The organism is Streptomyces sp. RG80 (assembly GCF_040446465.1).
In the GTDB taxonomy this organism is placed as follows: Bacteria; Actinomycetota; Actinomycetes; order Streptomycetales; family Streptomycetaceae; genus Streptomyces.
The window spans coordinates 599,016-622,494 of the sequence record NZ_JBEAAJ010000005.1; the positions used below are offsets into that span (position 1 = coordinate 599,016).

General features: G+C 72.5%; 20 protein-coding genes. 11 read left to right on the top strand and 9 right to left on the bottom strand.

All coding sequences use genetic code 11. The features are described from left to right. The first annotated feature begins 116 nt into the window (after positions 1 to 116). On the top strand, positions 117 to 1,511 hold the full coding sequence (locus ABKA17_RS20420) for an MFS transporter (protein ID WP_353693539.1): 1,395 nt from the start codon (positions 117 to 119) through the stop codon (positions 1,509 to 1,511). A 93-nt stretch (positions 1,512 to 1,604) separates the two neighbouring features. Here ABKA17_RS20420 and ABKA17_RS20425 read toward each other — a convergent pair whose 3' ends face one another. From ABKA17_RS20425 to lnt, 4 genes are all read right to left on the bottom strand, one after another. After that, complete coding sequence (locus ABKA17_RS20425; RefSeq protein WP_353693540.1) at positions 1,605 to 3,530, bottom strand: helix-turn-helix domain-containing protein; 1,926 nt, start codon at positions 3,528 to 3,530, stop codon at positions 1,605 to 1,607. Between the two features lie 75 nt (positions 3,531 to 3,605). Next, positions 3,606 to 4,406: a 3-hydroxybutyrate dehydrogenase gene (locus tag ABKA17_RS20430; RefSeq protein WP_353693541.1), complete on the bottom strand. Its 801-nt coding sequence runs from the start codon at positions 4,404 to 4,406 to the stop codon at positions 3,606 to 3,608. A 54-nt stretch (positions 4,407 to 4,460) separates the two neighbouring features. Further along, positions 4,461 to 4,940, bottom strand: a complete 480-nt coding sequence (locus ABKA17_RS20435) for an NUDIX hydrolase (protein ID WP_353693542.1) — start codon at positions 4,938 to 4,940, stop codon at positions 4,461 to 4,463. A 10-nt stretch (positions 4,941 to 4,950) separates the two neighbouring features. Next, positions 4,951 to 6,561, bottom strand: coding sequence for an apolipoprotein N-acyltransferase (lnt, locus tag ABKA17_RS20440; protein ID WP_353693543.1), 1,611 nt, complete (start codon positions 6,559 to 6,561; stop codon positions 4,951 to 4,953). A gap of 301 nt (positions 6,562 to 6,862) precedes the next feature. Between lnt and ABKA17_RS20445 the strand changes: the two genes are divergently transcribed. Continuing rightward, complete coding sequence (locus ABKA17_RS20445; RefSeq protein WP_353693638.1) at positions 6,863 to 7,873, top strand: O-antigen ligase family protein; 1,011 nt, start codon at positions 6,863 to 6,865, stop codon at positions 7,871 to 7,873. Between the two features lie 19 nt (positions 7,874 to 7,892). Here the strand turns inward: ABKA17_RS20445 and ABKA17_RS20450 are convergent, their stop codons facing one another. Both ABKA17_RS20450 and ABKA17_RS20455 read right to left on the bottom strand, forming a co-directional pair. Next, positions 7,893 to 8,438: a hypothetical protein gene (locus tag ABKA17_RS20450; protein ID WP_353693544.1), complete on the bottom strand. Its 546-nt coding sequence runs from the start codon at positions 8,436 to 8,438 to the stop codon at positions 7,893 to 7,895. A gap of 92 nt (positions 8,439 to 8,530) precedes the next feature. Next, positions 8,531 to 9,316 carry a glutamate racemase gene (locus tag ABKA17_RS20455; RefSeq protein WP_353693545.1) on the bottom strand — a complete coding sequence of 262 codons (786 nt, stop codon included), beginning with the start codon at positions 9,314 to 9,316 and terminating at the stop codon, positions 8,531 to 8,533. A gap of 39 nt (positions 9,317 to 9,355) precedes the next feature. Here ABKA17_RS20455 and ABKA17_RS20460 point away from each other — a divergent pair, with 39 nt between their 5' ends. Then, positions 9,356 to 10,549 (top strand): glycosyltransferase, encoded by a 1,194-nt coding sequence (locus tag ABKA17_RS20460; protein WP_502994302.1) that lies wholly within the window; start codon positions 9,356 to 9,358, stop codon positions 10,547 to 10,549. A 2-nt stretch (positions 10,550 to 10,551) separates the two neighbouring features. Here the strand turns inward: ABKA17_RS20460 and ABKA17_RS20465 are convergent, their stop codons facing one another. Next, on the bottom strand, positions 10,552 to 11,811 hold the full coding sequence (locus ABKA17_RS20465; protein ID WP_353693639.1) for a TerD family protein: 1,260 nt from the start codon (positions 11,809 to 11,811) through the stop codon (positions 10,552 to 10,554). Between the two features lie 296 nt (positions 11,812 to 12,107). On the opposite strand from ABKA17_RS20465, the gene ABKA17_RS20470 reads away from it, so the two are divergent. The 4 genes from ABKA17_RS20470 to ABKA17_RS20485 all read left to right on the top strand — a co-directional run bounded on the left by ABKA17_RS20470 (position 12,108) and on the right by ABKA17_RS20485 (position 16,831). Continuing rightward, positions 12,108 to 12,542: a DUF6643 family protein gene (locus ABKA17_RS20470; protein ID WP_353693547.1), complete on the top strand. Its 435-nt coding sequence runs from the start codon at positions 12,108 to 12,110 to the stop codon at positions 12,540 to 12,542. A 42-nt stretch (positions 12,543 to 12,584) separates the two neighbouring features. Then, complete coding sequence (locus ABKA17_RS20475) at positions 12,585 to 13,415, top strand: MOSC domain-containing protein (RefSeq protein WP_353693548.1); 831 nt, start codon at positions 12,585 to 12,587, stop codon at positions 13,413 to 13,415. 170 nt (positions 13,416 to 13,585) lie between these two features. Then, positions 13,586 to 14,191, top strand: coding sequence for an Rv1733c family protein (locus tag ABKA17_RS20480; protein WP_353693549.1), 606 nt, complete (start codon positions 13,586 to 13,588; stop codon positions 14,189 to 14,191). Between the two features lie 201 nt (positions 14,192 to 14,392). Then, positions 14,393 to 16,831 carry a right-handed parallel beta-helix repeat-containing protein gene (locus ABKA17_RS20485; RefSeq protein ID WP_353693550.1) on the top strand — a complete coding sequence of 813 codons (2,439 nt, stop codon included), beginning with the start codon at positions 14,393 to 14,395 and terminating at the stop codon, positions 16,829 to 16,831. A 31-nt stretch (positions 16,832 to 16,862) separates the two neighbouring features. Here ABKA17_RS20485 and ABKA17_RS20490 read toward each other — a convergent pair whose 3' ends face one another. Continuing rightward, positions 16,863 to 19,157: a hypothetical protein gene (locus ABKA17_RS20490; RefSeq protein ID WP_353693551.1), complete on the bottom strand. Its 2,295-nt coding sequence runs from the start codon at positions 19,155 to 19,157 to the stop codon at positions 16,863 to 16,865. Between the two features lie 292 nt (positions 19,158 to 19,449). On the opposite strand from ABKA17_RS20490, the gene ABKA17_RS20495 reads away from it, so the two are divergent. Together ABKA17_RS20495 and ABKA17_RS20500 are read left to right on the top strand one after the other, a co-directional pair. Next, positions 19,450 to 20,280 carry a DeoR/GlpR family DNA-binding transcription regulator gene (locus ABKA17_RS20495; RefSeq protein WP_353693552.1) on the top strand — a complete coding sequence of 277 codons (831 nt, stop codon included), beginning with the start codon at positions 19,450 to 19,452 and terminating at the stop codon, positions 20,278 to 20,280. A 51-nt stretch (positions 20,281 to 20,331) separates the two neighbouring features. Then, entirely contained in the window at positions 20,332 to 20,802 is a 471-nt protein-coding gene (locus ABKA17_RS20500; protein WP_353693640.1) for an SRPBCC family protein, read from the top strand. A gap of 122 nt (positions 20,803 to 20,924) precedes the next feature. Here the strand turns inward: ABKA17_RS20500 and cds1 are convergent, their stop codons facing one another. Further along, on the bottom strand, positions 20,925 to 22,049 hold the full coding sequence (cds1, locus tag ABKA17_RS20505) for an L-cysteine desulfhydrase Cds1 (protein ID WP_353693553.1): 1,125 nt from the start codon (positions 22,047 to 22,049) through the stop codon (positions 20,925 to 20,927). Between the two features lie 334 nt (positions 22,050 to 22,383). Here cds1 and ABKA17_RS20510 point away from each other — a divergent pair, with 334 nt between their 5' ends. Together ABKA17_RS20510 and ABKA17_RS20515 are read left to right on the top strand one after the other, a co-directional pair. After that, the gene (locus ABKA17_RS20510) at positions 22,384 to 22,707 is read left to right on the top strand and encodes a hypothetical protein (RefSeq protein ID WP_353693554.1); all 324 of its coding nucleotides are present in this window, start codon (positions 22,384 to 22,386) and stop codon (positions 22,705 to 22,707) included. Positions 22,708 to 22,895: 188 nt separating this feature from the next. Continuing rightward, entirely contained in the window at positions 22,896 to 23,432 is a 537-nt protein-coding gene (locus ABKA17_RS20515; protein ID WP_353693555.1) for an ATP-binding protein, read from the top strand. Positions 23,433 to 23,479 lie beyond the last annotated feature (47 nt).

Here is a 23,479-nt window from a genome sequence, read left to right on the forward strand (position 1 = left end):
AGCACGCACAGACCCCCCGCGAACTATGTATCCCCACCACATGTGCCGCTGACGTGCGCGTTCCTACGGTGTGCGAACAAGTACCCGTCCCCACCGCACACGAGGAAGTGGCGCACATGGCCTCCGCAGTACCCGCTCCCGCACCACCGTCGCCGAACAACCTGAAGCGCATCGTCGCCGCCAGCCTCATCGGCACGACCATCGAGTGGTACGACTTCTTTCTCTACGGATCCGCCGCGGCCCTCGTCTTCAACAAGCTGTTCTTCCCGGATTCCGACCCGCTCGTCGGAACCCTGCTGTCGTTCCTGACGTACGCCGTCGGATTCGCCGCCCGTCCGATCGGTGCCCTCGTGTTCGGGCACTACGGCGACCGGCTGGGCCGTAAGAAGCTGCTGGTGCTGAGCCTGTTGCTGATGGGTGGGGCGACCTTCGCGATCGGGCTGCTGCCCACGCACGCGACGATCGGCTCGGCCGCGCCCGTGCTGCTGACCGTGCTGCGCCTGGTCCAGGGCTTCGCGCTCGGCGGCGAGTGGGGCGGTGCCGTGCTGCTGGTGTCGGAGCACGGTGACGCCCGGCGGCGCGGATTCTGGGCCTCCTGGCCGCAGACCGGTGCCCCCGCGGGGCAGTTGCTGGCCACCGGTGTGCTGTCCCTGCTCACCGCCGTCCTCTCGGACAGCGCCTTCACCAGTTGGGGCTGGCGGATCCCGTTCCTGCTGTCCGGTGTGCTGGTGATGGTCGGTTTGTGGATTCGTCTGTCTGTCGATGAATCGCCGGTCTTCAAGCAGGCGCTGGCCCACGCCGAGGCACGCAAGGCCGAGCAGGGGGCGGCCGCGGAGAAGCTGCCGATCGTGTCCGTGCTGCGCCACCACTGGCGGGACGTCCTGATCGCGATGGGCGCGCGCATGGCCGAGAACATCAGCTACTACGTCATCACCGCGTTCATCCTCGTCTACGCCACCACCACGGCCGACGTCTCCAAGCAGACCGCGCTCAACGCCGTCCTCATCGCCTCGGCCGTGCACTTCGCGGTGATCCCGCTGTGGGGCGCCCTCTCCGACCGGATCGGGCGGCGCCCGGTGTATCTGCTCGGCGCGGCCGGTATCGGGCTGTGGATGTTCCCGTTCTTCTCCCTCGTCGACACCGGCGACTTCGGCAGCCTGATCCTCGCCGTGACGGTGGGTCTGGTGCTGCACGGGGCGATGTACGCGCCCCAGGCCGCCTTCTTCTCCGAGATGTTCGCGACCCGGATGCGCTACTCCGGCGCCTCCATCGGCGCCCAGTTCGCCTCGGTCGCCGCCGGTGCGCCCGCCCCGCTGATCGCCACCGCCCTGCTGAACGACTACGGCAGCTCGACCCCGATCGCGCTGTACGTCATCGCGGCGGCCGTCCTGACGCTCATCGCGGTGGGCGTGGCCAAGGAGACCCGTAACCGGGATCTCGCCGACGTCGAGACCAGCGCCGCCGACCCGGAGCCGACGGCGGCCGCGCCCGCGGACGCCCGCACGGTCTGATCCCCCTGATCTCCCCCGGATGATCTCCCCCGGACCGACCCCCGTACGCCGACGCGTGCGGGGGTCGGTGCCGTGGCGGTGCGGCCGCTCGGTTCAGTGCTGGGCCGGTGCCGACAGCCGGTGCAGCCGGAGGGCGAGCTGGATCTCCAGTGCGCGGGCGGGGCTCTGCCAGTCGTCGCCGAGCAGGCGGCCGACGCGCTCCAGGCGCTGGGCGACCGTGTTCACGTGGACGTGCAGTTCGTCCTTGGTGCGGGCCGGGCTCATACCGCAGGCGAAGTACGCGTCGAGGGTGCGCAGGAGGTCGGTGCCGCGGCGTTCGTCGTAGGTGACGACCTGGCCGATGGTGCGGTCGACGAAGCCGGTGATGTCCCGGTCGCCGGCCAGGAGCAGGCCGAGGAATCCGAAGTCCTCGGCGGCGGCACCGTCGCCGGTGCGGCCGAGGAGCCGCAGCGCGTCGAGGCAGCGGCGGCCTTCCTCATAGGCCGCGGCCACCACGTCCGGGCGGGCCGCCAGGTCCTCGACCGGGCCGGAGGCACCCACGGTGACCGCCTCGTGGACTGCCGTGCCCAGGTGACGCGCGGTGCGGCGGGCCAGAGCGGTCGCGGTGTCGCCGGGCTTCAGGGGCAGTAGCAGGACGGTGCCGCCGTCACGGGCGGCGGCCAGTCCGTGCCGGGTGGCGGCGAGGTGGGAGGCGGCGGACCACAGGCGTCTGCGGGCCTCCGCCTCCTGCTCGGCGTCGGCCGCGGTGGCGTCCAGACGGGCGGCGAGGACCACGTGGACGGCGTCGAGGTCGGCGTGCAGCCGGGTGGCGCGTTCACGCAGCAGGCGTGGGTCGCGGTCGCGGGCGTCCAGCAGGTCGTCCAGCAGCTCGCCGCGGACCCGCTGTTCGGCTTCGGAGGCCGAACGTCTGGCGAGCAGCAGCAGCGAGGTGACCATGGCGGCGCGTTCCAGGGTGCGCTGGTCGACGGGGTCGAGTCCGGGGTGACCGTGGAGCACGAGCGCGCCGAGCAGTTCGCCGCCGGCGGCGACGGCCGCGATCCAGTCGTCCCCGTGCCGCACCGCGTGTCCTTCGGCCCGGGAGGTCTCCAGGGCCTCTGTCGGGGCGGCGGTGGCCTCGGTGAACTCGACCTTGCCGTCGAGGACCTCGGCGACGGCGGCCGCCACGTCGTGCACCCCGCCGCCGCGCAGTACCAGCTCGGCGAGCCGGTCGTGCACGTCGGAGGCGCGTTCGATGACCCCGCTGCGATCGCGGATGATCTCGTTGGCCCGCTCCAGGCCGGCGAGGGCGGAGCGTGTCTCGGTGAGCAGGTTCGCGGTGTCGATGGCGGCGGCGGCCAGCGCGGCGAAGGACCCGAGCAGGGCGATCTGCTCCCGCTCGAAGACCCGGGCCCGCCGGTCCGCGGCGAACAGCACGCCGATGACGTGGTGTCCCAGCATCAGCGGCACGCCCAGGATGGCGACCAGGCCCTCGTCCCGGACGCCCGCGTCGATGGTGCCGGTGTGCTGGAAGCGGTCGTCCTGGAAGTAGTCGTCGGTGACATAGGGGAGGGCAGTCTGGGCGACCAGGCCGCCGAGCCCCTCCCCCATCCCGAGCCGCAGCTGCTGGAAACGGGCGGCGACCGAGCCCTCGGTCACCCGCATGTAGGTGTCGCCGCGGACCGGGTCGTTCAGGCTCAGATAGGCGATGTCCGTGCCGAGGAGGGACCGGGCGCGCTGCACGATCGCCTGGAGGACGGCGTCCAGGTCGCGCAGTCCCGCCAGGTCGTGCGCGGTCTCGAAGAGCGCGGACAGCTCGGCCTCGCGCCGACGCCGTCCCTCCAGCTCCGAGCGCACGCGCAGCGCGACCAGCTTCGCCTGCTCCAGCTCGGCGATCCGCTCGGCCGGCCGTCCCTCGGCCCGGGCGACCAGCACCGGCTGCTCGTAGGCGTCGGCGGACGCACCCCTGGCCAGCAGCTCGAGGAACGGTGCCTCGGCGCTGCCGGCGGGGCGCTCGGCGGACTGCGTGTGATCGCGGGACATGCTCACAGGATTCCTCATCGCACGCTCACCTCGTCAGCCCTGTGGACAACTCCCGGTGCGTCGGGAGTACGCCGGTCAGTGGGCCGTCCAGCCCCCGTCGAGCACGAGCGACGTACCGGTGACGAAGGAGGCCTGCGGGCCGCACAGGTAGGCGACGGCCTCGGCGACCTCCTCGGGTTCGATGAGCCGCTTGACCGCGCTGTCCTGGAGCATCACCTCGGCGAGGACGCGCTCCTCGGGGATCCCGTGCGCCCGTGCCTGGTCGGCGATCTGCTTCTCGACCAGGGGGGTGCGCACATAGGCGGGGTTCACACAGTTGGAGGTGACGCCGTGGGGCGCGCCCTCCAGGGCGGCCGTCTTGGAGAGGCCCTCCAGGCCGTGTTTGGCGGCCACGTACGCCGACTTGAAGGCCGAGGCTCGCAGCCCGTGGACCGAGGAGACGTTGACGATCCGGCCCCAGCCCTGGCCGTACATGTGGGGCAGGGCGCCGCGGATGAGCCGGAACGGCGCCTCCAGCATCACGGTCAGCACCGTGTGGAAGACGTCGGGCGGGAACTCCTCGAGGGGGCGTACCAGCTGGAGTCCGGCGTTGTTGACCAGGACGTCGGTGCCCGCGGCGGAGAGTTCGGCGGCGTCCAGGTCGGTGAGGTCGAGGACGTGCGGCTCGATGGCGCCCTCGAGGCCCCGGGCCCCGTCGACGAGTTCCTCCAGCCCCCGCGTGTCCCGGTCGACCGCTCTGACCTTCGCCCCGGCGGCCGCGAGCCGCAGCGCGCAGGCGCGGCCGATGCCACCGGCGGCGCCGGTGACGAGTGCGGTGCGGCCGCCGAGGTCGAGCGAGGGGGTCTGGAGTGCCGGAAGGGCGCTGGGCGGGGTCATGGCTCGACCCTAGGCAGCGCCGTTCGCTCCCCCCATGTGGTCAGCGCCCATACTTCACTGCGAACTCGTGGGTTCGAACCATGTGGGGCCGTCCGCCAGGGCCTGCTTGATCCGGAACTTCCCGAACTCGTTCAGCTCCGGCAGGGAGTCCACGGCGAACCAGCCCACTTCGAGCGACTCGTCGTCGTTGACCTCGGCCTCGCCCCCGACGGCACGGCAGCGCACGGTGATGTCCATGTACTGGCAGACGTCGCCGTTGGGGTAGGTGATCGGTTCCAGCGCCTGTACGAGAACGACACGCTCGGCGACACAGCGCACCGCTGTCTCCTCGAAGACCTCCCGGACGGCGCACGCCGCGGGCTGTTCTCCCGGCTCCGGAATTCCGCCGATCAACGACCACCGACGGGTGTCGGAACGGCGGTTCAGCAGCACTCTGCCCTCGTCGTCGAAGACGACGGCGGCGACTCCGGGGAGCCACAGGAGCTGATGACCGACGGAGGCACGGAGGTCGCGGATGAAGTCGGGAGTAGCCATGCCCCCGACCCTAACCGGCCGCTCCCGTGCGCCTGTTGCGCAGGCCGGATCCGATCGCCCAGCCCAGTCCGCCCGCGGCGAGCAGCACCAGCGCCATCTCCGGCAGGATGCCGAGCTTGGTCGCGGGGGTCTCGGAGGAGCGCAGCGGCACCTTCTGGACCAGGGAGTCGGCGACGAACATGCCGGTCTTCTGGGTGATCCGCCCGTCCGGCATGATGATCGCGCTGACACCGCTGGTCACCGGCACCGTGACGGTCCGGCTGTGCTCGACGGCCCGGACCCGGGACATGGCGAGCTGCTGGTAGGTCATCTCGCTGCGGTCGAAGGTCGCGTTGTTGCTGGGCACGGAGATCAGCTGGGCGCCGTCGGTGACCTCGGAGCGCACGGCCCAGTCGAAGGCGGCCTCGTAGCAGGTGACGAGCCCGACCTTGGCGCCGGCCATGGTGAACACGCCCGGCTCGGTGCCGCGGCTGAAGTCCTGGCGGACCATGGACGTCCAGTCGCTGTTGATCGCCCCGATGAGCGAGCGCAGCGGCAGGTACTCGCCGAAGGGCTGGATCTGCCGCTTGTCGTAGGTGTCGGTCGGTCCCTTGACCGGGTCCCACAGGATCTGCTCGTTGTAGAGCTTGCCGTCGCGCTCGACGACACCGCCGACCGAGATCGGCACGCCGATCGCCTTGGCTGCGACGTCGATGACGGCACGCGCGTCGGCGTTGGCGAACGGGTCGATGTCGGAGGAGTTCTCGGGCCACAGCACGAAGTCGGGCTTGGCCACCTTGCCGGCCTTGACCCGGTCGGCCAGTCGCTCGGTCTCGCGCGCGTGGTAGTCGAGCACGGCCCGTCGCTGGGCGTTGAAGTCCAGGCCCGCGCGGGGCACGTTGCCCTGGATGACCGCGACGGTCACGGTGCCGTTCTCGGCCTTGTCGCTCACCAGCGGGCGGGCGGCCACGGCACCGACCACCGGGACGGCGAGGCTCAGCAGGGCCACCGCGGCGGCGGACCGTCGTACCTCCTGCTCGCGGCGCTTGCGCACGGCCAGGCGCACGACTTCGTAGAGCCCGAAGCCGCACAGGACGACCGCGAAGCCGAGCACCGGGGTGCCGCCCACCGCGGCGAGCGGGAGGAAGACGCCGTCGGCCTGACCGAACGCGATCTTGCCCCAGGGGAAGCCGTTGAACGGCGCACGCGCGCGTGCGGCCTCGGCGGCGATCCACAGGGCCGCCGACCACAGCGGCGCGCCGGGCAGCTTGGAGACCGTGGCGATGCCCGCGCCGACCAGGGCGACGAAGACCGCCTCGATCGCCACCAGGGCCAGCCAGGGCCCGGGCCCGACCTCCACGCCGGTCCATACCAGCAGGGGGAGCAGGAAGCCCAGGCCGAAGAGGTAGCCGAGGCCCAGGCCCGCCTTCCAGCTGCGGCCGCGCAGCACCCAGCCGAAGCCGGCGAAGGCGGGCACGGCGAGCCACCACAGGGTGCGTGGCGGGAAGCTGACGTAGAGCAGCACTCCGAAGAGCGCGGCGGCGAGAGCCGGGACGAAGCGCACGAGGCGGGCCGCGCGGGCGGCGGGCGCGGGCGGCGGCTTCTGGTCCGACTCGTCCACGGATGTTGCGGTGACGGTCACTCCGGGAGTGTACGGCGGGTGACCTTGGCGCCGACAGCGCGGTCCGGACGGCGGTACGGGAGGCTCGTGCGCACTCCTGACACATCCGTCCTGCACAACTCGTCCACAAACCGCCCATCAGCCGTTACGGTGTGCCGGAGCCTTTGTCGTACCGCCGGTCAGGCGGCCGTGCGAGCGGGGCCCGGCACAGGTCGCGGGGGCGACCGGTTCGGGGGGTCGGGTGGGGTCCACGGGGAGGGCGTCTGCGGCCGGTCCGGTGGCGGACGGCGACAGACGAAACGTTTCTGACGCGGCGGGTGTGGTGGTGCTCGGGGCCTGCGCCACCTGGTCCCTGATCACCGCGGCCGTGCACGGCGGCCGTCCCGAGGGTGTGCTGCTCGCCGTCCTCGCGGTGGCCGCGGGTTATGCGGCGGGGCGGATCTGTGGCGCGATCCTGCCGGTCGCGGTGTTCTGCGCGGCGGCGCTCGCCGGGGTCGGCCTCACCGCCGCCGCACCCCATCTGTCCGCCGGGCCCGAGATCGCCTCCCCACTCGGACACGCGGGCGCCACCGCCGCCGTTCTGGCCCTGTCCACCGGTGCCGCGTGCTGTGCCGCGTGGGCCGTCCGGGCGCCGGTCCCGCGGCTGCTGCTCCGGCTGCTGGCCGCCGGCATCGTGGTGACCGCGGCCGTTCTGGGTTCGGCGAGCGGCTGCGTCGCCTGTGCCGCGGTGCTGCTGTGCTCGCTCGCCGCCGACCGTATGCGCGACCACCGCGGTACCGCCTTCGCCGGACTCGTCCTCGCGGCGGCCGTGGTGACCGGGCTGACCTGGGCGGTCGCCGGCCGTGCGGTGCCGGAGGGGCTCGCGGTGTCGCTGGAGGGCCAGCTGACCCGGCAGCGGATCGAGCTGTGGCGCGACGCGCTGCACATGGCGCACCGGGACGCCGCCCTGGGAGTGGGCCCGGGACGGTTCGGCGAGCTCAGCACGACGGCGGCCCAGACCCTGCTGCCGGACGGCAAACCGCACTCGGCGCCGCTCCAGCAGGCGGCCGAACAGGGCGCCGTCGGGGTGGTCCTGCTCGCCGCGGCCTTCTGCTGGCTGCTCTACACGCTCTGGCGTTCCCCGCGCTCCACGCCGGTGGTGCTCACCGCGGGCGCGGCCCTGACCGCACTCGCCGCGATCGCCGCGGTCGGCAACGCGCTCAGCTTCACCACGGTCTCGGTGGGCGCGGGCCTCCTGGCGGGACTCGCCACGGCCCGCCCGCTGTCCGACGGTCCACCCGGCCACGAGACACCCCAGGAGCCGCGCCCCTGGGGCGAGGAGCCGGTCCCGTGACCCGTTCCCGGTCCGGGAACTAGTGCGCCGTGCCGTGTGCGCGCGAGTGCAGCCGGTCCCTGATGATCCGTACGGCGGCCTCGGCGTCGTCCACCGTGATCGTGAAGGTGTGTCCGTCCCACAGGCTCAGGACGATGCCCTCGCCACGGCGTACGACGACGGCGGTGCCCTTCTCGGGCCGCCAGCGATAACCCCAGCCGCCCCAGTGGCGCGGGGTGACGTTCGGGTCGACCTCGGCGCCCGCCACGTTCGACAGGAGGATGCGGCGGCGCGGCAGCCCCATGTGGCCGCAGCGCACCTCCAGGGACTCCTCGTCGACCTTGAGCGCGACGTGCACGAACGCCAGGGTCCCGAAGAGGACGAGCAGACCGGCCGCGATACAGCCGACGACGGCCATGGCGAGCGGGGCGATGCCGGAGGTCCACGCCGAGTCGACGGCCAGCTCGATGCCGAGCGCCATGCACGCGGCGCCGACGAGCGCCAGCAGCCACTGGACCCGGTTGGTGGCCCGTCCGGTCCAGACGTCGGGATGCGGCGCGTTCTCGCCGTGGGGGTGGTCCCTCATGCCTATGAGGTTACTCAGGTTTCGCCGCGCGGGTAGCGCGTAACGGAGGGTGAATGGGCCGCTGGGCCGAGCGCGCCCCCTTTTCGCCCCGCTCAGCGGGCGGGACTGACCTCCTGGAGGCTCCGGCCCTCGTCGTACGCCAGGGCGGCCGCGGGCAGTGTGCCCCGGCGGCCGCTCAGCAAGACCGTGAGGGTGCCCTCGGCGGCGGCCTGCGGGGCGGGCTGCTCGCCGATCCGGCGCAGGGCCTGCGCGGCGACCGCGCCGGCCGAACCGTGCAGGACGAGCGGCGGCGAGCCGGGGCGCTGGACGGCGGCGCGGATGCGTTCGGCGACGAGTTCGTAGTGGGTGCACCCCAGGACGACGGTGGTGACGTCGTCGGGGGTCAGTGCGGCGGCCGCTGCGACGGCGGCGTCGATGGCCGCCTGGTCGGCGTGCTCCACGGCCTCGGCCAGCCCGTGGCAGGGCACCTCGGTGGCGCGGACGCCGCCCGCGAAGTCCTTGATGAGACCGCACTGGTAGGGGCTGCCGGTGGTGGCGGGGGTGGCCCAGATCGCGAAGGGTCCGCCGCCGGCGGCGGCCGGCTTGATCGCCGGGACGGTGCCGATGACCGGCAGGGCGGGCTCCAGGAGGGTGCGCAGGGCGGGCAGCGCGTGCACGGTGGCGGTGTTGCAGCCGACGATCAGCGCCTCGGGCCGGTGCGCTGCGGCCGCCTCGGCGACGGCCAGGGCGCGCCGGGTGAGATCCTCGGGCGTCCTCGGTCCCCAGGGCATGCCGTCGGGGTCGAGGGAGAGGACGAGATCGGCGTCGGGGCGCAGACGCCGTACCGCGGCGGTGGCCGCCAGAAGGCCGATTCCGGAGTCCATGAGCGCGATCTTCACCCGGTCACGATAGACGATGAGCCCTTCGGGGCCCCTCGGGTGGGGCAGACTGCGCGGGTGAGCGCCTTCGCGTGGACCGCCGCCGCTTCCCTCGCCGCCTGGCTGTGGCTGTTGCTCTGCCAGGGCTTCTTCTGGCGCACGGACGTCAGACTGCCCGAGCGGCGGGAGCCGCAGGCGTGGCCGTCGGTCTGTGTGGTCGTCCCCGCGCGCGACGAGGCCGCGGTCCTGCCCGCGAGCCTCCCCTCGCTGCTGGCCCAGGACTATCCCGGGCGGGCCGAGGTCTTCCTCGTCGACGACGGCAGCTCGGACGGCACCGGGGAGCTCGCCCGGGAGCTGTCACGGCGGCTGGGCGGGCTGCCCCTCACCGTCGGCTCGCCCGGTGAACCGCCCGCCGGCTGGACCGGCAAGCTGTGGGCGGTGCGCCACGGCATCGACCTGGCACGCGCGCGTGATCCCGAGTACCTGCTGCTCACGGACGCGGACATCGCGCACGAACCCGGCAGTCTGCGCGCGCTGGTCGCGGCGGCGCGGACCGGTGGCTTCGACGTCGTGTCCCAGATGGCCCGGCTACGGGTGAAGAGCCTGTGGGAACGGCTGGTCGTGCCGGCGTTCGTCTACTTCTTCGCCCAGCTGTACCCCTTCCGCCGGATCGGCAGGAAGGGCTCCCGGACGGCGGCCGCCGCGGGCGGCTGTGTGCTGCTGCGGGCCGAGACCGCCGAGCGGGCGCGGATCCCGGACGCGATCCGGCACGCCGTCATCGACGACGTCGCGCTCGCGCGCGCGGTCAAGGGCGGCGGCGGGCACATCTGGCTGGGACTGGCCGAGCAGGTGGACAGCGTGCGTCCCTATCCGCGGCTGCACGACCTGTGGCGCATGGTGTCGCGCAGTGCCTACGCGCAACTGCGGCACAGCCCGCTGCTGCTGGCCGGGACGGTGGCCGGGCTCGCGCTGGTCTACCTGGTGCCGCCCGTGGCCCTGGTCGTGGGGCTCGCCACGGGGGCCGCGCCGACCGCGGTCCTCGGCGCTCTCGCGTGGCTTGTGATGACAGGGACGTACGTCCCGATGCTCCGCTACTACCGGCAGCCGCTGTGGCTCGCTCCGCTGCTGCCGTTCACGGCGTTCCTCTACCTGCTGATGACGGTCGACTCCGCCGTACAGCACTACCGCGGGCGCGGTGCGGCCTGGAAGGGCCGCACCTACGCGCGTCCGGACACGGTGTCCGAGGAGGGCTGAGCCTATTTGCGGCCGGGCGTCCAGTTCATGCCCCAGCCGTAGGCGTAGTCGACGGTCCGCTGCGGGCTCACCCCGCGCTCGGGCACCAGGTAGCGGGCCTCGCGCTGGACGACGAGGTCGGAGCCGGTGTTGGTGATCAGAGCGAGGGCGCACACCGTCGAGGGGACCGTGCACTCGTCGAGGGAGAAGTCGATCGCGGCGCCGTACTGCGGCTGAAGGGTCACCGTGGCGTGCAGGTCGGCGAAGGAGCGCGCGCCCTCGTAGATCGTGACGAAGACGAGGATGCGCCGGAAGGCCTGCTTGTGGTCGAGGTTGACGGTGAGGTTCTCGCCGCTCGCGACGGCGCCGGTGCGGTCGTCGCCGTCGAGGTGGATGAACGGCGGCTGGTGCAGGGCGCCGAAGGCGTTGCCGAGGGCCTGGACGACGCCCTTGCTGCCGTCGGTGAGTTCGTACAGGGCACACAGGTCCAGATCGAGGTCGTTGTGCATCGCGACCGGACGGCCCAGCTTGCCGGCCCAGCCCGAGAACTGCTTGCGCACCTCCCAGTTGAGGTTGACGCGCATCGCGCCCGAGGTGCCGCCCTGTTTCGTCAGCGAGACCGAGGGGGCCGCCTTGGTGAGCGTGACCTTGGTCAGCCGGACCGGCTGCGCGGGAGGCGTCGGCGGGGCGGCCGGCGGAGGCGGCATGGTCACCGGCGGGGCGGTCACCGGGGGCGCCACCGGCGCGGGCGGGGCGGCCTGCTGCGGTTCGTCCACGCTGATCCCGAAGTCCGTGGCCAGTCCCTCCAGACCGCTGCTGTAGCCCTGACCGACGGCGCGGAACTTCCAGTTGCCCTGGCGGCGGTAGAACTCACCGAGCACGAAAGCGGTTTCGACGCTCGCGCCCGTGCTGTCGAAACGGGCGACCACGGTGCCCTGAGCCGCGTCCTTGACCTCGATGTACAGGCCCGGCACCTGCCCGAATGACCCTCCGTCGCTGGAGGCGGCCAGGACCACCGTCTCGATGGCGGGCTCCACGCGCGCGAGGTCCACGAGGAGGGCGTCCACCACCCGGCCGCCGGTGTTCTGCTTGCCTTCGTGGCGGACCGCGCCGGAGGAGTGCGCGGGCTGGTTGTAGAAGACGAAGTCACCGTCGGAACGGACCTTCCCGCCGACCAGGAGCAGCGCCGAGGCATCGGCGTCGGGCACGCCCGGCCCGGAACTCCAGCCCAATTCGACCCGCAGTGCCGTCGTCGGCACCGGAGCATTGGACCCTTTCGACATTGACATGTCCGCCCCCATCACGTGTCACCGCGCCAGGCATGTCCCGGCAGCCCATTGGTTGTCTACGGGGTCAACCTATTCCCCGCGACAGCGAACTCCCATGAGGTGCACAGGAAGATCGCCGGCCAACCCCGGGTAACCCGCCCGGAACTCGGCCTTTACAACACCCACCCCCTGCAAGGCGTCCCATTTTCCCAACTTCGCTCGCATTGGGGATCCGAGGTCACTGCCGACACGGAAAACAACCCTCTTATCGGTCTCCCCAACCAGCACATCGTGGGCTTAACTTATGTGCCATGACCTCCCCCCGCTCCACTTATGGCGGCGGCTACTACTCCGCCTCCTTCCCGGACACTCCGATCTACGACTCCCTCGTGGCCGAGCGGGGCACCCCGCAGATCGCCCCGATCCGGGTCCCCGCCGAGTACGCCATGCCGAGCAGCAGCAACCTGCCCGCGCTGCCCTCGGCACTCCCCGCCCTGCCGGCGGGGCCGTCCCAGCCCGCCTACGGCTATCCGCAGGCGCAGCAGCCCGCCCCGCTCCAGCAGGCGCCCGCGGCGTACATTCCGCAGCAGGCGGGCGCCCCGCGCGGCTATCCCGGCCCGCAGGCGCAGCAGCCGCGTCCGATGGCGCAGGGCATGGGCTACGAGGCCATGCGCCCCGCGGCTCCCCGGCCCGCTCCGGCGCCGTACCAGGACCCGTACAACAACCAGCAGTACCGAGGCTACTGAGCCGATCCCCGGACCGACCGTGCAGGCTGGCACGATGGGTCCATGGGTACCGCACGGCTCGAGTCGATTCATGTCCATCCGGTCAAGGCGTTCCGGGGCCTCGCGCCCGGGGAGGCCGACGTGGAGCCCTGGGGGCTGGCCGGGGACAGGCGCTGGGCGCTGATCGACGACGGGGGAAAGGTCGTCACACAACGTCGGCACCCGCGCATCGCGCTCGCCGCCGCCGGGCTTCTGCCCGGCGGCGGTGTTCGCCTGTCCGCGCCCGGCGCGGCACCGCTGGAGGTCCCGGTGCCGCGGCCGGTCGGCACCGTGCCGGTGGAGATCTTCCGCGACAAGGTGGAGGCGGTACCCGCCGAGGGCGCGGCCGCGCACGCCTGGTGCAGCGAGCTGCTCGGCGAGGACGTCCGTCTGGTGCACATGGACGACCCCGCCACCCGCCGGCCCGTCGACCCGGAGTTCGCGTTCGCGGGTGAGACCGTCTCCTTCGCCGACGGCTATCCCCTGCTGCTCACCACGACCGCCTCGCTCGACGCGCTCAACTCCCTGATCGCGGGCGGCGATCACGCCGCGGAGGGCCCGCTGCCCATGAACCGGTTCCGGCCCAACGTGGTCGTGTCGGGCACCGAGGCCTGGGCCGAGGACGACTGGACGGGCGTCGTGATCGGCGAGGTCGCCTTCCGTGTCGCCAAGAACTGTGGGCGCTGTGTCGTGACGACCACCGACCAGAGCAGCGCCGAGCGGGGCCGGGAACCCCTCCACACGCTGGGACGCCACCGGCGCTTGAGCGGAAAACTGGTCTTCGGGCAGAACCTGGTGCCGCAGTCCCGCGGAACGATCCGCGTCGGCGATCCGGTCGAGATCATCGGCCGGTAGTGATCCACGAAAGCGCCGGGCACGGGAACCGACCGCGGGGGCCTGCGCGTTGGGCATCGTGAGAAGTTCATGAGAGGCCCCGGTCCGGTGATTTCGCTCTCTCTTCGACCGGGACCGTGGGTGAACGGCTCCGCGGGGGGTTATCACGGAGCGGAAAGGGGGTGCGGACCGTGCGATCGATCAGTGGACTGTGGCGCTGGCGGCACAATCCGCTGCGCCGTGCCACCGATATGGCCGAGGCGTGGACGGCGCTGGCGGCCCTGCTGCTCATCCTGGTCGTCACACCGGTGGTAGGCGCCTTTGTCGGAAGCGTCGCCCAGGACGCGCTCCAGGAATCGGTCCGCAACCAGCGCGCGTCCCGTCACCTGGTGACGGCGACCGTGACCCGCAAGCTGGACCGGTCCCCGCTGGACGTCGACCCCGAGACCTCCACCGGGCGGGAGACGCGCACCCGCGTCATCGCCGACTGGACCGCTCCCGACGGCACCGCGCAGCACGGCCCGGTGCTGGCGAACCTCAAGGACCCGCACAGCGGTGACCACTTCACGCTCTGGACGGACGACCAGGGCCACATAGTGGCCCGCCCGCTGGACTCCGCCACGGCCACCACCCATGCCGTCCTCGCCGGCGTCGGTGCGGCCCTGCTCGGTATCGGACTCGTCGAGAGCGCCCGCCGGTTGATCGTCTGGCGCATGGTCCGTCGCCGGTACGCCCGTTGGGACCAGGCCTGGGCTCGGGTGGGCCCGGACTGGGGCAGGACCGGCACCGGCAGCTGACAGCCTTCCGGCTCTGGTCAACCCACCGCCCGCACGCACGCTACGGTGGACCGGCCGAACTTCTTCGGCAGCACGAACCCGCGCGCGAGCGAGCTGCAGGAACGCGCCGGTGCCGGACGCGCAGACACGCTCCGCATCGGCGGCGACGCCCCGCAGACGAGCGAGCCATGAATTACCGCAAGGTGGGGGCACGGCAACGCCATGGCACAGGGCACGGTCCAGGTGACGCACACCGGCACCTCGCGGTGGCGGCGCCGCACAGGTGAGTACGCATCGCTCGCCGCCGCCCTGGAGGCCGCGGCCGACGGCGACGTCCTCACCGTCGCCCCCGGCACCTACCGGGAGAACCTCGTCGTCCAGCGGGCGGTGACCCTGCGCGGGCCCGAGGGCTCGCCCGGTTCGGTGCGGATCGCACCGGTGGACGGGGTGCCGCTGACCGTGCGTGCCTCGGCGGTGGTCCAGGACCTGCACGTGGAGGGCCAGGACGCGGCCGCGCCCGCGCTGCTGGTCGAGGAGGGCACCCCTGAGCTGACGGACATCCGGATCGTCACCCGGTCCGCGGCCGGCATAGAGGTGCGCGGCGGCGCCCGGCCGACCGTGCGGCGCTGCACCGTCGACAACCCGGCCGGGATCGGCATCGCCGTGGTCGACGGCGGGGGCGGCGTGTTCGAGGAGTGCGAGGTCGTGGCGGCCGGCCAGTCCGGTGTCTCGGTCCGCGGCGGCGCCCACCCCCGCCTGGAACGCAGCCGGGTGCACCACGCCTCGGGCGTGGGCCTTTCGGTGACCGGGGAGAACTCCGCGCTGGAAGCGGTGGGTTGCGAGGTCTACGAGGTCCGGGGCAGCGGCGTCCAGATCACCAACAAGGCCACCGCGCATCTCAGCGACTGCCAGGTGCACCGCACGACCGCCGACGGTGTCACGCTCGACACCGACGCGGTACTGACCCTCGCCGACTGCCGTATCCACGACATCCCCGAGAACGCGGTGGACCTGCGGTCCCGTTCGGTGCTGACGCTGACGCGCTCGACGGTGCGTCAGTTCGGGCGCAACGGCCTGTCGGTGTGGGATCCGGGCACGCGCGTGGACGCCAACCAGTGCGAGATCTTCGACAGCACCGGCGACTATCCCGCGGTGTGGGTCAGTGACGGCGCGACCGCGGTGCTGGACTCCTGCCGGGTGCACGACGTGCCGGACGCACTGTTCGTCCTCGACCGCGGCTCCCGCGCGGACGTCGTCGACAGCGACATCTCCCAGGTGCGCAACACGGCCGTGTCGGTGAGCGACGGCGCCACCGCGCAGCTCGACGACTGCCGCATCCGGGACGCGGCGACCGGCGCCTGGTTCCGCGACCACGGCAGCGGCGGCACCCTCAACAACTGCACGGTCGACGCCACCCAGACCGGCGTGATCGTCACCAAGGGCGCCGACCCCACCATCGAGCGGTGCACGGTCGACTCCCCCGCCGAGGCCGGCTTCTACGTCTCGGCGGGTGGCCGGGGCAGCTTCCTGAACTGCCGGGTCACGGGCAGCGGCGGCTACGGCTTCCATGTGATCGACGGCTGCCGTGCGACACTGCGCAAGTGCCGCACCGAGCGGTGCGCGCGCGGCGGGTACGAGTTCGCGGACGCGGGCCCGGACACGGGGGCCGGCATCGGTCCGGTCGTCGAGGACTGCACGAGCGACGAGAGCGCCGGCGCGAGGCCCTCCGCCGCCCGGGAGACCGCCGTGCAGACGTCGAGCCCGTCCCCCGGTCTGCTCGGCTCGATCCCGGGTCAGCGCGTCACCGAGCCGGAGCCGCCCGCCGCTCCCGCCGAGCCGGAGCAGCCCGCGCGCACCTCCAAGGCCGTCATGGGTGAACTCGACGCGCTGGTGGGCCTGGACAGCGTCAAGCGCGAGGTGCGGGCCCTCACCGACATGATCGAGGTCGGCCGGCGCCGTCAGCAGGCGGGCCTCAAGGCGGCCTCGGTCAAGCGCCATCTGGTCTTCACCGGCTCCCCCGGCACCGGCAAGACCACGGTCGCCCGTCTCTACGGCGAGATCCTCGCCTCGCTCGGTGTCCTGGAGAAGGGCCATCTCGTCGAGGTGTCCCGGGTCGACCTGGTCGGCGAGCACATCGGCTCGACCGCGATCCGCACCCAGGAGGCCTTCGACAAGGCGCGCGGCGGTGTGCTGTTCATCGACGAGGCGTACGCGCTCTCCCCGGAGGACTCCGGCCGTGACTTCGGCAAGGAGGCCATCGACACGCTGGTGAAGCTCATGGAGGACCACCGGGACGCGGTCGTCGTGATCGTCGCGGGCTACACGGCCGAGATGGAGCGCTTCCTCTCGGTCAACCCCGGTGTGGCGTCCCGTTTCTCACGGACCATCACCTTCGGCGACTACGCCCCCGACGAACTGCTGCGGATCGTGGAGCAGCAGGCCGACGAGCACGAGTACCGGCTGGCGGCGGGCGCCCCGGAGGCCCTTCTGAAGTACTTCACGGCGATCCCGAAGGGCCCCGCCTTCGGCAACGGCCGCACCGCCCGCCAGACCTTCGAGGCCATGGTCGAGCGGCACGCGAGCCGGGTCGCCCAGGTCGAGGAACCCAGCAAGGACGACCTGACCCTGCTGTTCGCGGAGGACCTGCCGGAGCTGCCGTGAGCGGCTTCGGCGCCTTGCCGCCGGGCCGGATCTAGCGTTGGGCGGGGACGTCCGGCCGCAGTCGGGACAGGAGCTTCGCGCGTTCTTCCGCGAAGGCCGGATCGGCCTGGTAGTCGGAGTGGCCCAGGATCGGGGTGGGCAGCGGGTGCCGTTCGGTGCGGCCGTAGGCCAGTGGGTCGCTGAGGGGCTCGTGGTCGACCTCGGGGCCGCAGTCGCCGGAGAGCCGGACCGGGCCGCCGATGGGGTCGGTGGGCCGGTACAGGTTGCGCCAGCAGGCGACGTCGTGGTGCAGGGCGCTGAGCGCGGCGGGGCCGAAGTGGGCCGGGAACCAGCGGCCGTAGAGCCGCTCGATCGGTGAGCCGTAGGTCAGCAGAGCGACCCGCCTGCGGTCGGCCGGCGTCAGCTGCCAGGCCGCGGCGGCGGCGAGGACGCTGCCCTGGGAGTGCCCGGAGATCACCAGCCGGCCGCCCGTCTTCCGCGTCCAGGTGGCCACCCGCCAGGTCAGGTCGGGTACCGCGCGCTCGGCGTAGCAGGGCGGCGAGAAGGGGTGCGCGGCGCGCGGCCAGAACGTGCCGACGTCCCACAGGATGCCGATGGTGCGGCGCGCGGAGGCGTCCTTGTAGGCGCGCCGGCCCCAGGTGACGAACAGGATGAAGCCCACCCCTATCAGCCAGGAGCCCAACGCCTGCGACGTCTCGGCGGCGCCCTGCACGAAGGCGTACGACTCCTGGGCCGCCTCGCTGGGTGTCCTGCCGGTGGTGAGGGCGCCCACCAGCGCGCCGGCGCCCAGGAGCAGGGTCGTGGCGGAGGTGACGGCGACGATCAGCGGGGCCCGGTCGGTGAGGGTGGCCAGCGCCCGCGTGGTGGCGATACCGCGGGTGCGGGTCCGGTCCTTGGGCTTGTCCGGGTAGTCGCTCTCCACGACCGCCAGCTCGGTGCGGCGCAGCTGCCAGGTGCGTCGGCCCAGCCAGGCGATCAGCACCAGCAGGACGACGATGAGCGGCGGGATCACGGAGGACTGCCAGGTCAGCAGGACCGGCGGGCCGGCGATGGAGCTCCCGGTGCCGTCCAGCCAGTCGGCGACACGCTGGGACACCCCGCCGGACATCACCCCGCCGAGGGCGCAGGCCAGCATCGCGACGGCCGGCCCGCCCAGGCCCCGCATCGCGGCGCGCGGGTCGGGGTGGGTGCGGTGCAGCAGGTGGGCCACCACGGCGAGGACGATCACGATCAGCCCCTGCACCAGGGCGATGCCGCCGAAGGTCGCGTCGCCCGGCAGCCGCCCGGACGACACCCATCCCGGGCGTTCCCAGCCGGCGTACACCAGGGTCAGGGCGAGCAGGCCGAGCGCGGCCAGGGGCAGCCGGCGTACGAGATGCTCGTCGAGCTCTCGGTCCAGGCGGTTCTCGCTGCGGCCGCGGCGGCAGACCACCCAGACGGTCATGACCGCGCCGCCCGCCAGCGCCACGATCAGCGCTCGGCCCAGCAGGTCGAGCAGGGCGGGCCCGCCGGGGCGGCGGTCGAAGCGAGCCGCCGCGGAGCCGACGGCCGCGGCGACCGTGAGCAGGGCCGCGGCGGTGTGGGCGGCGCGCAGCCGGGCCACCAGCCGGCGTCCGTACCAGAAGCCGGGGCGGCCGAGGGCGGTGCGGGCCGTCTCCTCGTCGGGCTCGGACGGGCGGGACATCGGTGCCTGCGACTCGTAGGCGTTCCAGGTGCGGTGGGACAGGTACCACAGCAGGCAGGTCAGTACGGCGGGCAGCAGGGCGGCGAGGGCGAGCCTGCGGCCGGGGTCGCTCCACCAGCCGCCGCCGGAGACGGTCGGCGACAGGAAGCCCAGCCAGGTGTGCCGGTCGGCGCACGCGCGCGTGCCGGCGCACTGCCATGCGGTCAGGTCGACGGCCACCTCGCAGACGGCCGCGACCAGCAGCACCGTCAGGGACAGCCCTGCGAGCCGCACCAGCAGTCCGTACAGCCGGACCGTGCGGGTGCGGCCCCGGGCGGCGGGGCGCATCCAGTGGGTGAGGTTGACCACCATGAACGGCAGCAGCAACAGCCACAGGGCGCGCGAGGCGTTGCCGGAGGTGAGGTTGCACCACACGTAGGCCTCGGGGACCGGCTCGCTCCGGGGACCGGCGGGTCCGGTGTCGGCCCCTTCGACGTCCTCGGCGCGCCGGAACATCGCCGCCGTGTCGTCGCCGGTGATCCGCACCGCGCGCGGATCGTCGAGCATCTTCTCGGGCGTCGTACCGCCCACCCCGTGGACCAGAAGCTCCAGCGCGGAGCCCTCCGGCCCGCCCGTCGAGGCACGTTCCTGCACATGTTCCACTGTGTCGCTCTTCCCCCGTGACGCGCCGTACGCAGATGTCGGTGCGGGCTCAAGGATCTCCGCTGCGGTCCGGTCGTACACCCCTCGTCACGGAATCTCCCCGATCCGTGTCACGATCGGGGCGGCGATGAGACCGAGGTGACATGCGCGCGTCGTGACGGTCGGTGGCACGACCGGTACGGTGCCGTGCGAGGATGGGGCGTCCACGCACCGGGTCACGGGGAGAATCTCCTCGTCGGAGCAGGTGCGCCGGGCGTGTCGGACGGGTTGAGGCGAAAGGACCGGAGCGTACGTGAGCGAGAATCAGAACCTCCTCGCGGAGCAGCGGCGCGCCCTGATCCTGGACGAGGTCCGACGCCGCGGCGGCGTCCGGGTGAACGAGCTGACCCGCAAGCTCGGCGTGTCGGACATGACCGTACGGCGTGATCTGGACGCGCTCGCCCGGCAGGGCGTGCTGGAGAAGGTGCACGGCGGCGCGGTCCCGGTGGTCGAGGCGAGCACCCACGAACCGGGCTTCGAGGCCAAGTCGGGCCTGGAGCTGAGCGCCAAGGAGGACATCGCGCGAGCGGCGGCCGAACTGGTGGCCCCGGGCTCCGCGATCGCCCTGTCGGGCGGTACGACCACGTACGCGCTCGCCCATCACCTGCTCGACGTCCCCGACCTCACGGTCGTCACCAACTCGGTGCGGGTGGCCGACGTCTTCCACGCGGCGCAGCGCACCTCGGGCCCCCGTCAGGGCGCGGCCACGGTCGTGCTGACCGGCGGGGTGCGTACACCGTCGGACTCGCTGGTGGGTCCGGTGGCCGACCAGGCGATCGCGGCGCTCCACTTCGACGTGCTGTTCCTCGGGGTCCACGGGATATCGGTCGAGGCCGGTCTGTCGACGCCGAACCTCGCGGAGGCGGAGACCAACCGCCGGCTGGTGCAGTCGGCGCGCCGGGTCGTGGTGGTCGCCGACCACACCAAGTGGGGCACGGTGGGCCTGAGTTCGTTCGCGGCGCTGGACCAGGTCGACACGCTGGTGACGGACGCGGGGCTGCCGGCCGAGGCACGCGAGGAGGTCGCCGAGCAGCTGCGGCGACTGGTGGTGGCCGGCGAGTCCGGTGGGGCTACAGACAGCTGACTGGTCGTCAGTTAGGGTGTCACCCCTCTGTCGTCAGCTGGGGGTGTGACCGTGGCTCACCAACTGCGCGCCGTGGGGCTCGACTTCATCGAGGTCGCTCCCGTGCGCATGGTCTTCGTCCGGCAGATGGCCGCCGCCCCGGAGGCCGTCTACCGGGCCCTCGCCGACGATGTGCCGGGCTGGTCGGAGTGGTTCTCGGCGGTCACCTTCGCCCGGCCGACCGGCGACGGCTCGACGCGCGAGATCCACCTCAGGGGCGGCGGACGCTTCCAGGAGACGATCATCGCGGCGAAGGAGCCGGAGGTGTACGCCTACCGCGTCGACGTGGCGAACACCCCCGGCATCCGCGCTTTCGCCGAGGAGTGGCGGCTCACTCCCTCGGGGACGGGCACCCTCGTGCGCTGGACCTTCGCCCTCGACGGCACGGCCCCGATCCGCCTCGCGGCGAAGCTCGGCCGCGCCGGGCTGAGGCGGGCGTTCCGGGGCGCGGTCGCCGCGCTGGACCGGCGTATCGCCGTCTGAGCGGGTCGGGTGAAGTCTTTTACGGTTCGGCAGCGCCCTGAAGGGGCGCGGGGAACTGCGCGACCAGCCACGACGGCGCAGCAGACGGACGACGGCACATCGCGGCACTTCCCGCGGAGCGCCTAGCAGGGCCAGACTCCCGTCTCGAGCAGCGACTCGATCGCCGCCGCGTACGGCTGGATGTCCAGGCCCTGGTCGGCCAGCCACGCGTCCGAGTAGTACTTGTCGAGGTACCGGTCCCCGGGGTCGCACAGCAGTGTCACCACGCTGCCGCGCCGCCCCTCGGCGACCATCTCGGCGACGATCTTCAGCGCGCTCCACAGCCCGGTGCCGGTCGAGCCGCCCGCCTTGCGGCCGATGGCCTGCTCCAGCGCCCGTACGGCGGCGACGCTGGCCGCGTCGGGGACCTTCATCATCCGGTCGACGGCGCCGGGCACGAAGCTCGGCTCCATGCGCGGCCGGCCGATGCCCTCGATGCGGGAGCCGCAGTCGCAGGTGACGTCCGGATCGCCGGTGGTCCAGCCCTCGAAGAAGCAGGAGTTCTCCGGGTCGGCGACACAGATGCGGGTGTCGCGCTGGGTGTAGTGGACGTAGCGGGCGATGGTCGCCGAGGTGCCGCCGGTGCCGGCCGTGGCGACGATCCACGCGGGTTCCGGGAACCGCTCCAACTCCAGCTGGCGGAAGATGGATTCGGCGATGTTGTTGTTGCCGCGCCAGTCCGTGGCGCGTTCCGCGTAGGTGAACTGGTCCATGTAGTGGCCGCCGGTGTCCACCGCGAGCCGGGCCGACTCCTCGTACATCCGGCGCGAGTCGTCCACGAAGTGGCACCGCCCGCCGTGGAACTCGATCAGGCGGATCTTCTCGGCGCTGGTCGTGCGCGGCATGACGGCGATGAAGGGCACGCCGATCAGTCCGGCGAAGTACGCCTCGGAGACGGCCGTCGAGCCGCTGGACGCCTCGATCACCGGGCGGTCCGGCCGGATCCAGCCATTGCACAGGCCGTAGAGGAACAGGGAGCGGGCGAGGCGGTGCTTGAGGCTGCCGGTCGGGTGGGTCGACTCGTCCTTGAGGTACAGGTCGATGCCCCACTTCTCCGGCAGCGGGAAGCGCAGGAGGTGGGTGTCGGCCGAGCGGTTGGCATCGGCCTGGACCTTGCGGACGGCCTCTTTCAGCCAGGCGCGGTAGGCGGCGTCGCTGTGGTCGACGTCGAGGGTGGCGCCGGTCCGGATCTGCTGAGGGGTGCTCACGGCGGGGCTCCTTAGGCTGAGCGCCGGCGGCGGGTCGCGCGGCCGACGCACCGATCATAAGCACCTTCCGCACGCTTCTCACCTGCATAAACACACCTTTGAGCACCCCAAAGACCACCCTGGGGTGCGGGCTCCGCACGGTCATGGGGGCGCATTCGAACGAGTGCTCCGGGCGCTCGCAAGCGGCAGCGCATGCGTACTGGTGCTCGACGCCGGGTGCGGGCAGACTGCACCGGACGGGACGCGCCGGTCCCGGACGGGGGCGCACACTGGATCACGTAACGAGCCGGATCACGGGCCGGCACACCCAGGACGCACGAGGGGGCGGGGAGGCATGGCGGAGCCGGAGTTCACGGCCACGGGCGTGCGGATCGGGAAGCGGCTGCGTTCGCTCACCCGGGCCGGACAGGTCCGGATCAGCGACGGCAGGCTGGAGTTGCTCACCAGCTACGGCAGCGAGATCGACAGCGCGCCGGTCCAGGCGGTGCGGGCGTCCAAGCCCTGGTTCGCCGCGGACGACCGGGCCCTCGCCGACCTCAACGGCAAGCGGTACCTGCTGACCCTGGGCGATCACGATCCGGCACCGGGCGAGCCCGGCCCACCCGCGGCACGCCGGTTCATCGAGGCCGTACGGAAGGCCGCGGGACGCAACGGATGAGGCACCGCGAGTTGCGGGGTCTCGTCCCCTGAGTCACGCTGTTCACACGTCACTCTGGGTTTACCGGCGATAACGCTGCGAACCAGCCCGCCGGGCATGGCAGCAGGCGGCCGTCTCACCAGGCACCCTGCTGGATCGATCCGAACTCCGTGTTCTGCCGGACCTCTGTCAGTCGGGGAGTCGCAGCCGTGATCAGTCACCCAAGCAGGCACTGCACGGTGGAGCTCCAAGCCCTGCCGTCGCGGATCGGCCAGGTCCGCAGAATCGTCTCTGCGCAATTGCGCTACTGGCATCTGGACCCCCTCATAGACCGGGCGGCGCTCGGTGTGACGGAGTTGTTGACCAACGTCCACCGGCACGCCCAGCCCGACAAGATGTGCACCGTCGAGATCGAGCTGCTGCTCGACCGGCTCATGGTCTCGGTGCACGACCACGACCCGCGTCTGCCGGTCGTGGCGGACCCGCAGGAGGCCGACACCGACGCGCTCGCCACATGTGGACGAGGGCTGTCGATGGTGGCCGCCGTGAGCGAGAGCTGGGGGGTGCGGCCGGACGGGGAGGCGGGGAAGGTCGTGTGGTTCGCGCTGTCCGCGCCGGCCGCCGTGAAGGCCGGGGCGGCGCGTCCGCCGCGGCGTGCGGCGGTGGAGAAGACACCTCGGGTGTTCGCCGAGGTCGACTCCCATCGGGTCGAACATGCTCCCGCCCGGTCGGCCGTTGTCGGCTGACCGGGCGGTGACGTGCCGAGTACGTCGACTGCACTTTTGTTGACTCG

Coding starts and splice junctions, on each gene's coding strand:
- ABKA17_RS20450 (WP_353693544.1), bottom strand. CDS start 8,438: ATGAGGGACCACCCCCACGGCGAGAACGCGCCGCATCCCGACGTCTGG.
- ABKA17_RS20485 (WP_353693550.1), top strand. CDS start 14,393: ATGGCACAGGGCACGGTCCAGGTGACGCACACCGGCACCTCGCGGTGG.
- ABKA17_RS20420 (WP_353693539.1), top strand. CDS start 117: ATGGCCTCCGCAGTACCCGCTCCCGCACCACCGTCGCCGAACAACCTG.
- ABKA17_RS20435 (WP_353693542.1), bottom strand. CDS start 4,940: ATGGCTACTCCCGACTTCATCCGCGACCTCCGTGCCTCCGTCGGTCAT.
- ABKA17_RS20430 (WP_353693541.1), bottom strand. CDS start 4,406: ATGACCCCGCCCAGCGCCCTTCCGGCACTCCAGACCCCCTCGCTCGAC.
- ABKA17_RS20470 (WP_353693547.1), top strand. CDS start 12,108: ATGACCTCCCCCCGCTCCACTTATGGCGGCGGCTACTACTCCGCCTCC.
- ABKA17_RS20465 (WP_353693639.1), bottom strand. CDS start 11,811: ATGTCGAAAGGGTCCAATGCTCCGGTGCCGACGACGGCACTGCGGGTC.
- ABKA17_RS20510 (WP_353693554.1), top strand. CDS start 22,384: ATGGCGGAGCCGGAGTTCACGGCCACGGGCGTGCGGATCGGGAAGCGG.
- ABKA17_RS20425 (WP_353693540.1), bottom strand. CDS start 3,530: ATGTCCCGCGATCACACGCAGTCCGCCGAGCGCCCCGCCGGCAGCGCC.
- ABKA17_RS20475 (WP_353693548.1), top strand. CDS start 12,585: ATGGGTACCGCACGGCTCGAGTCGATTCATGTCCATCCGGTCAAGGCG.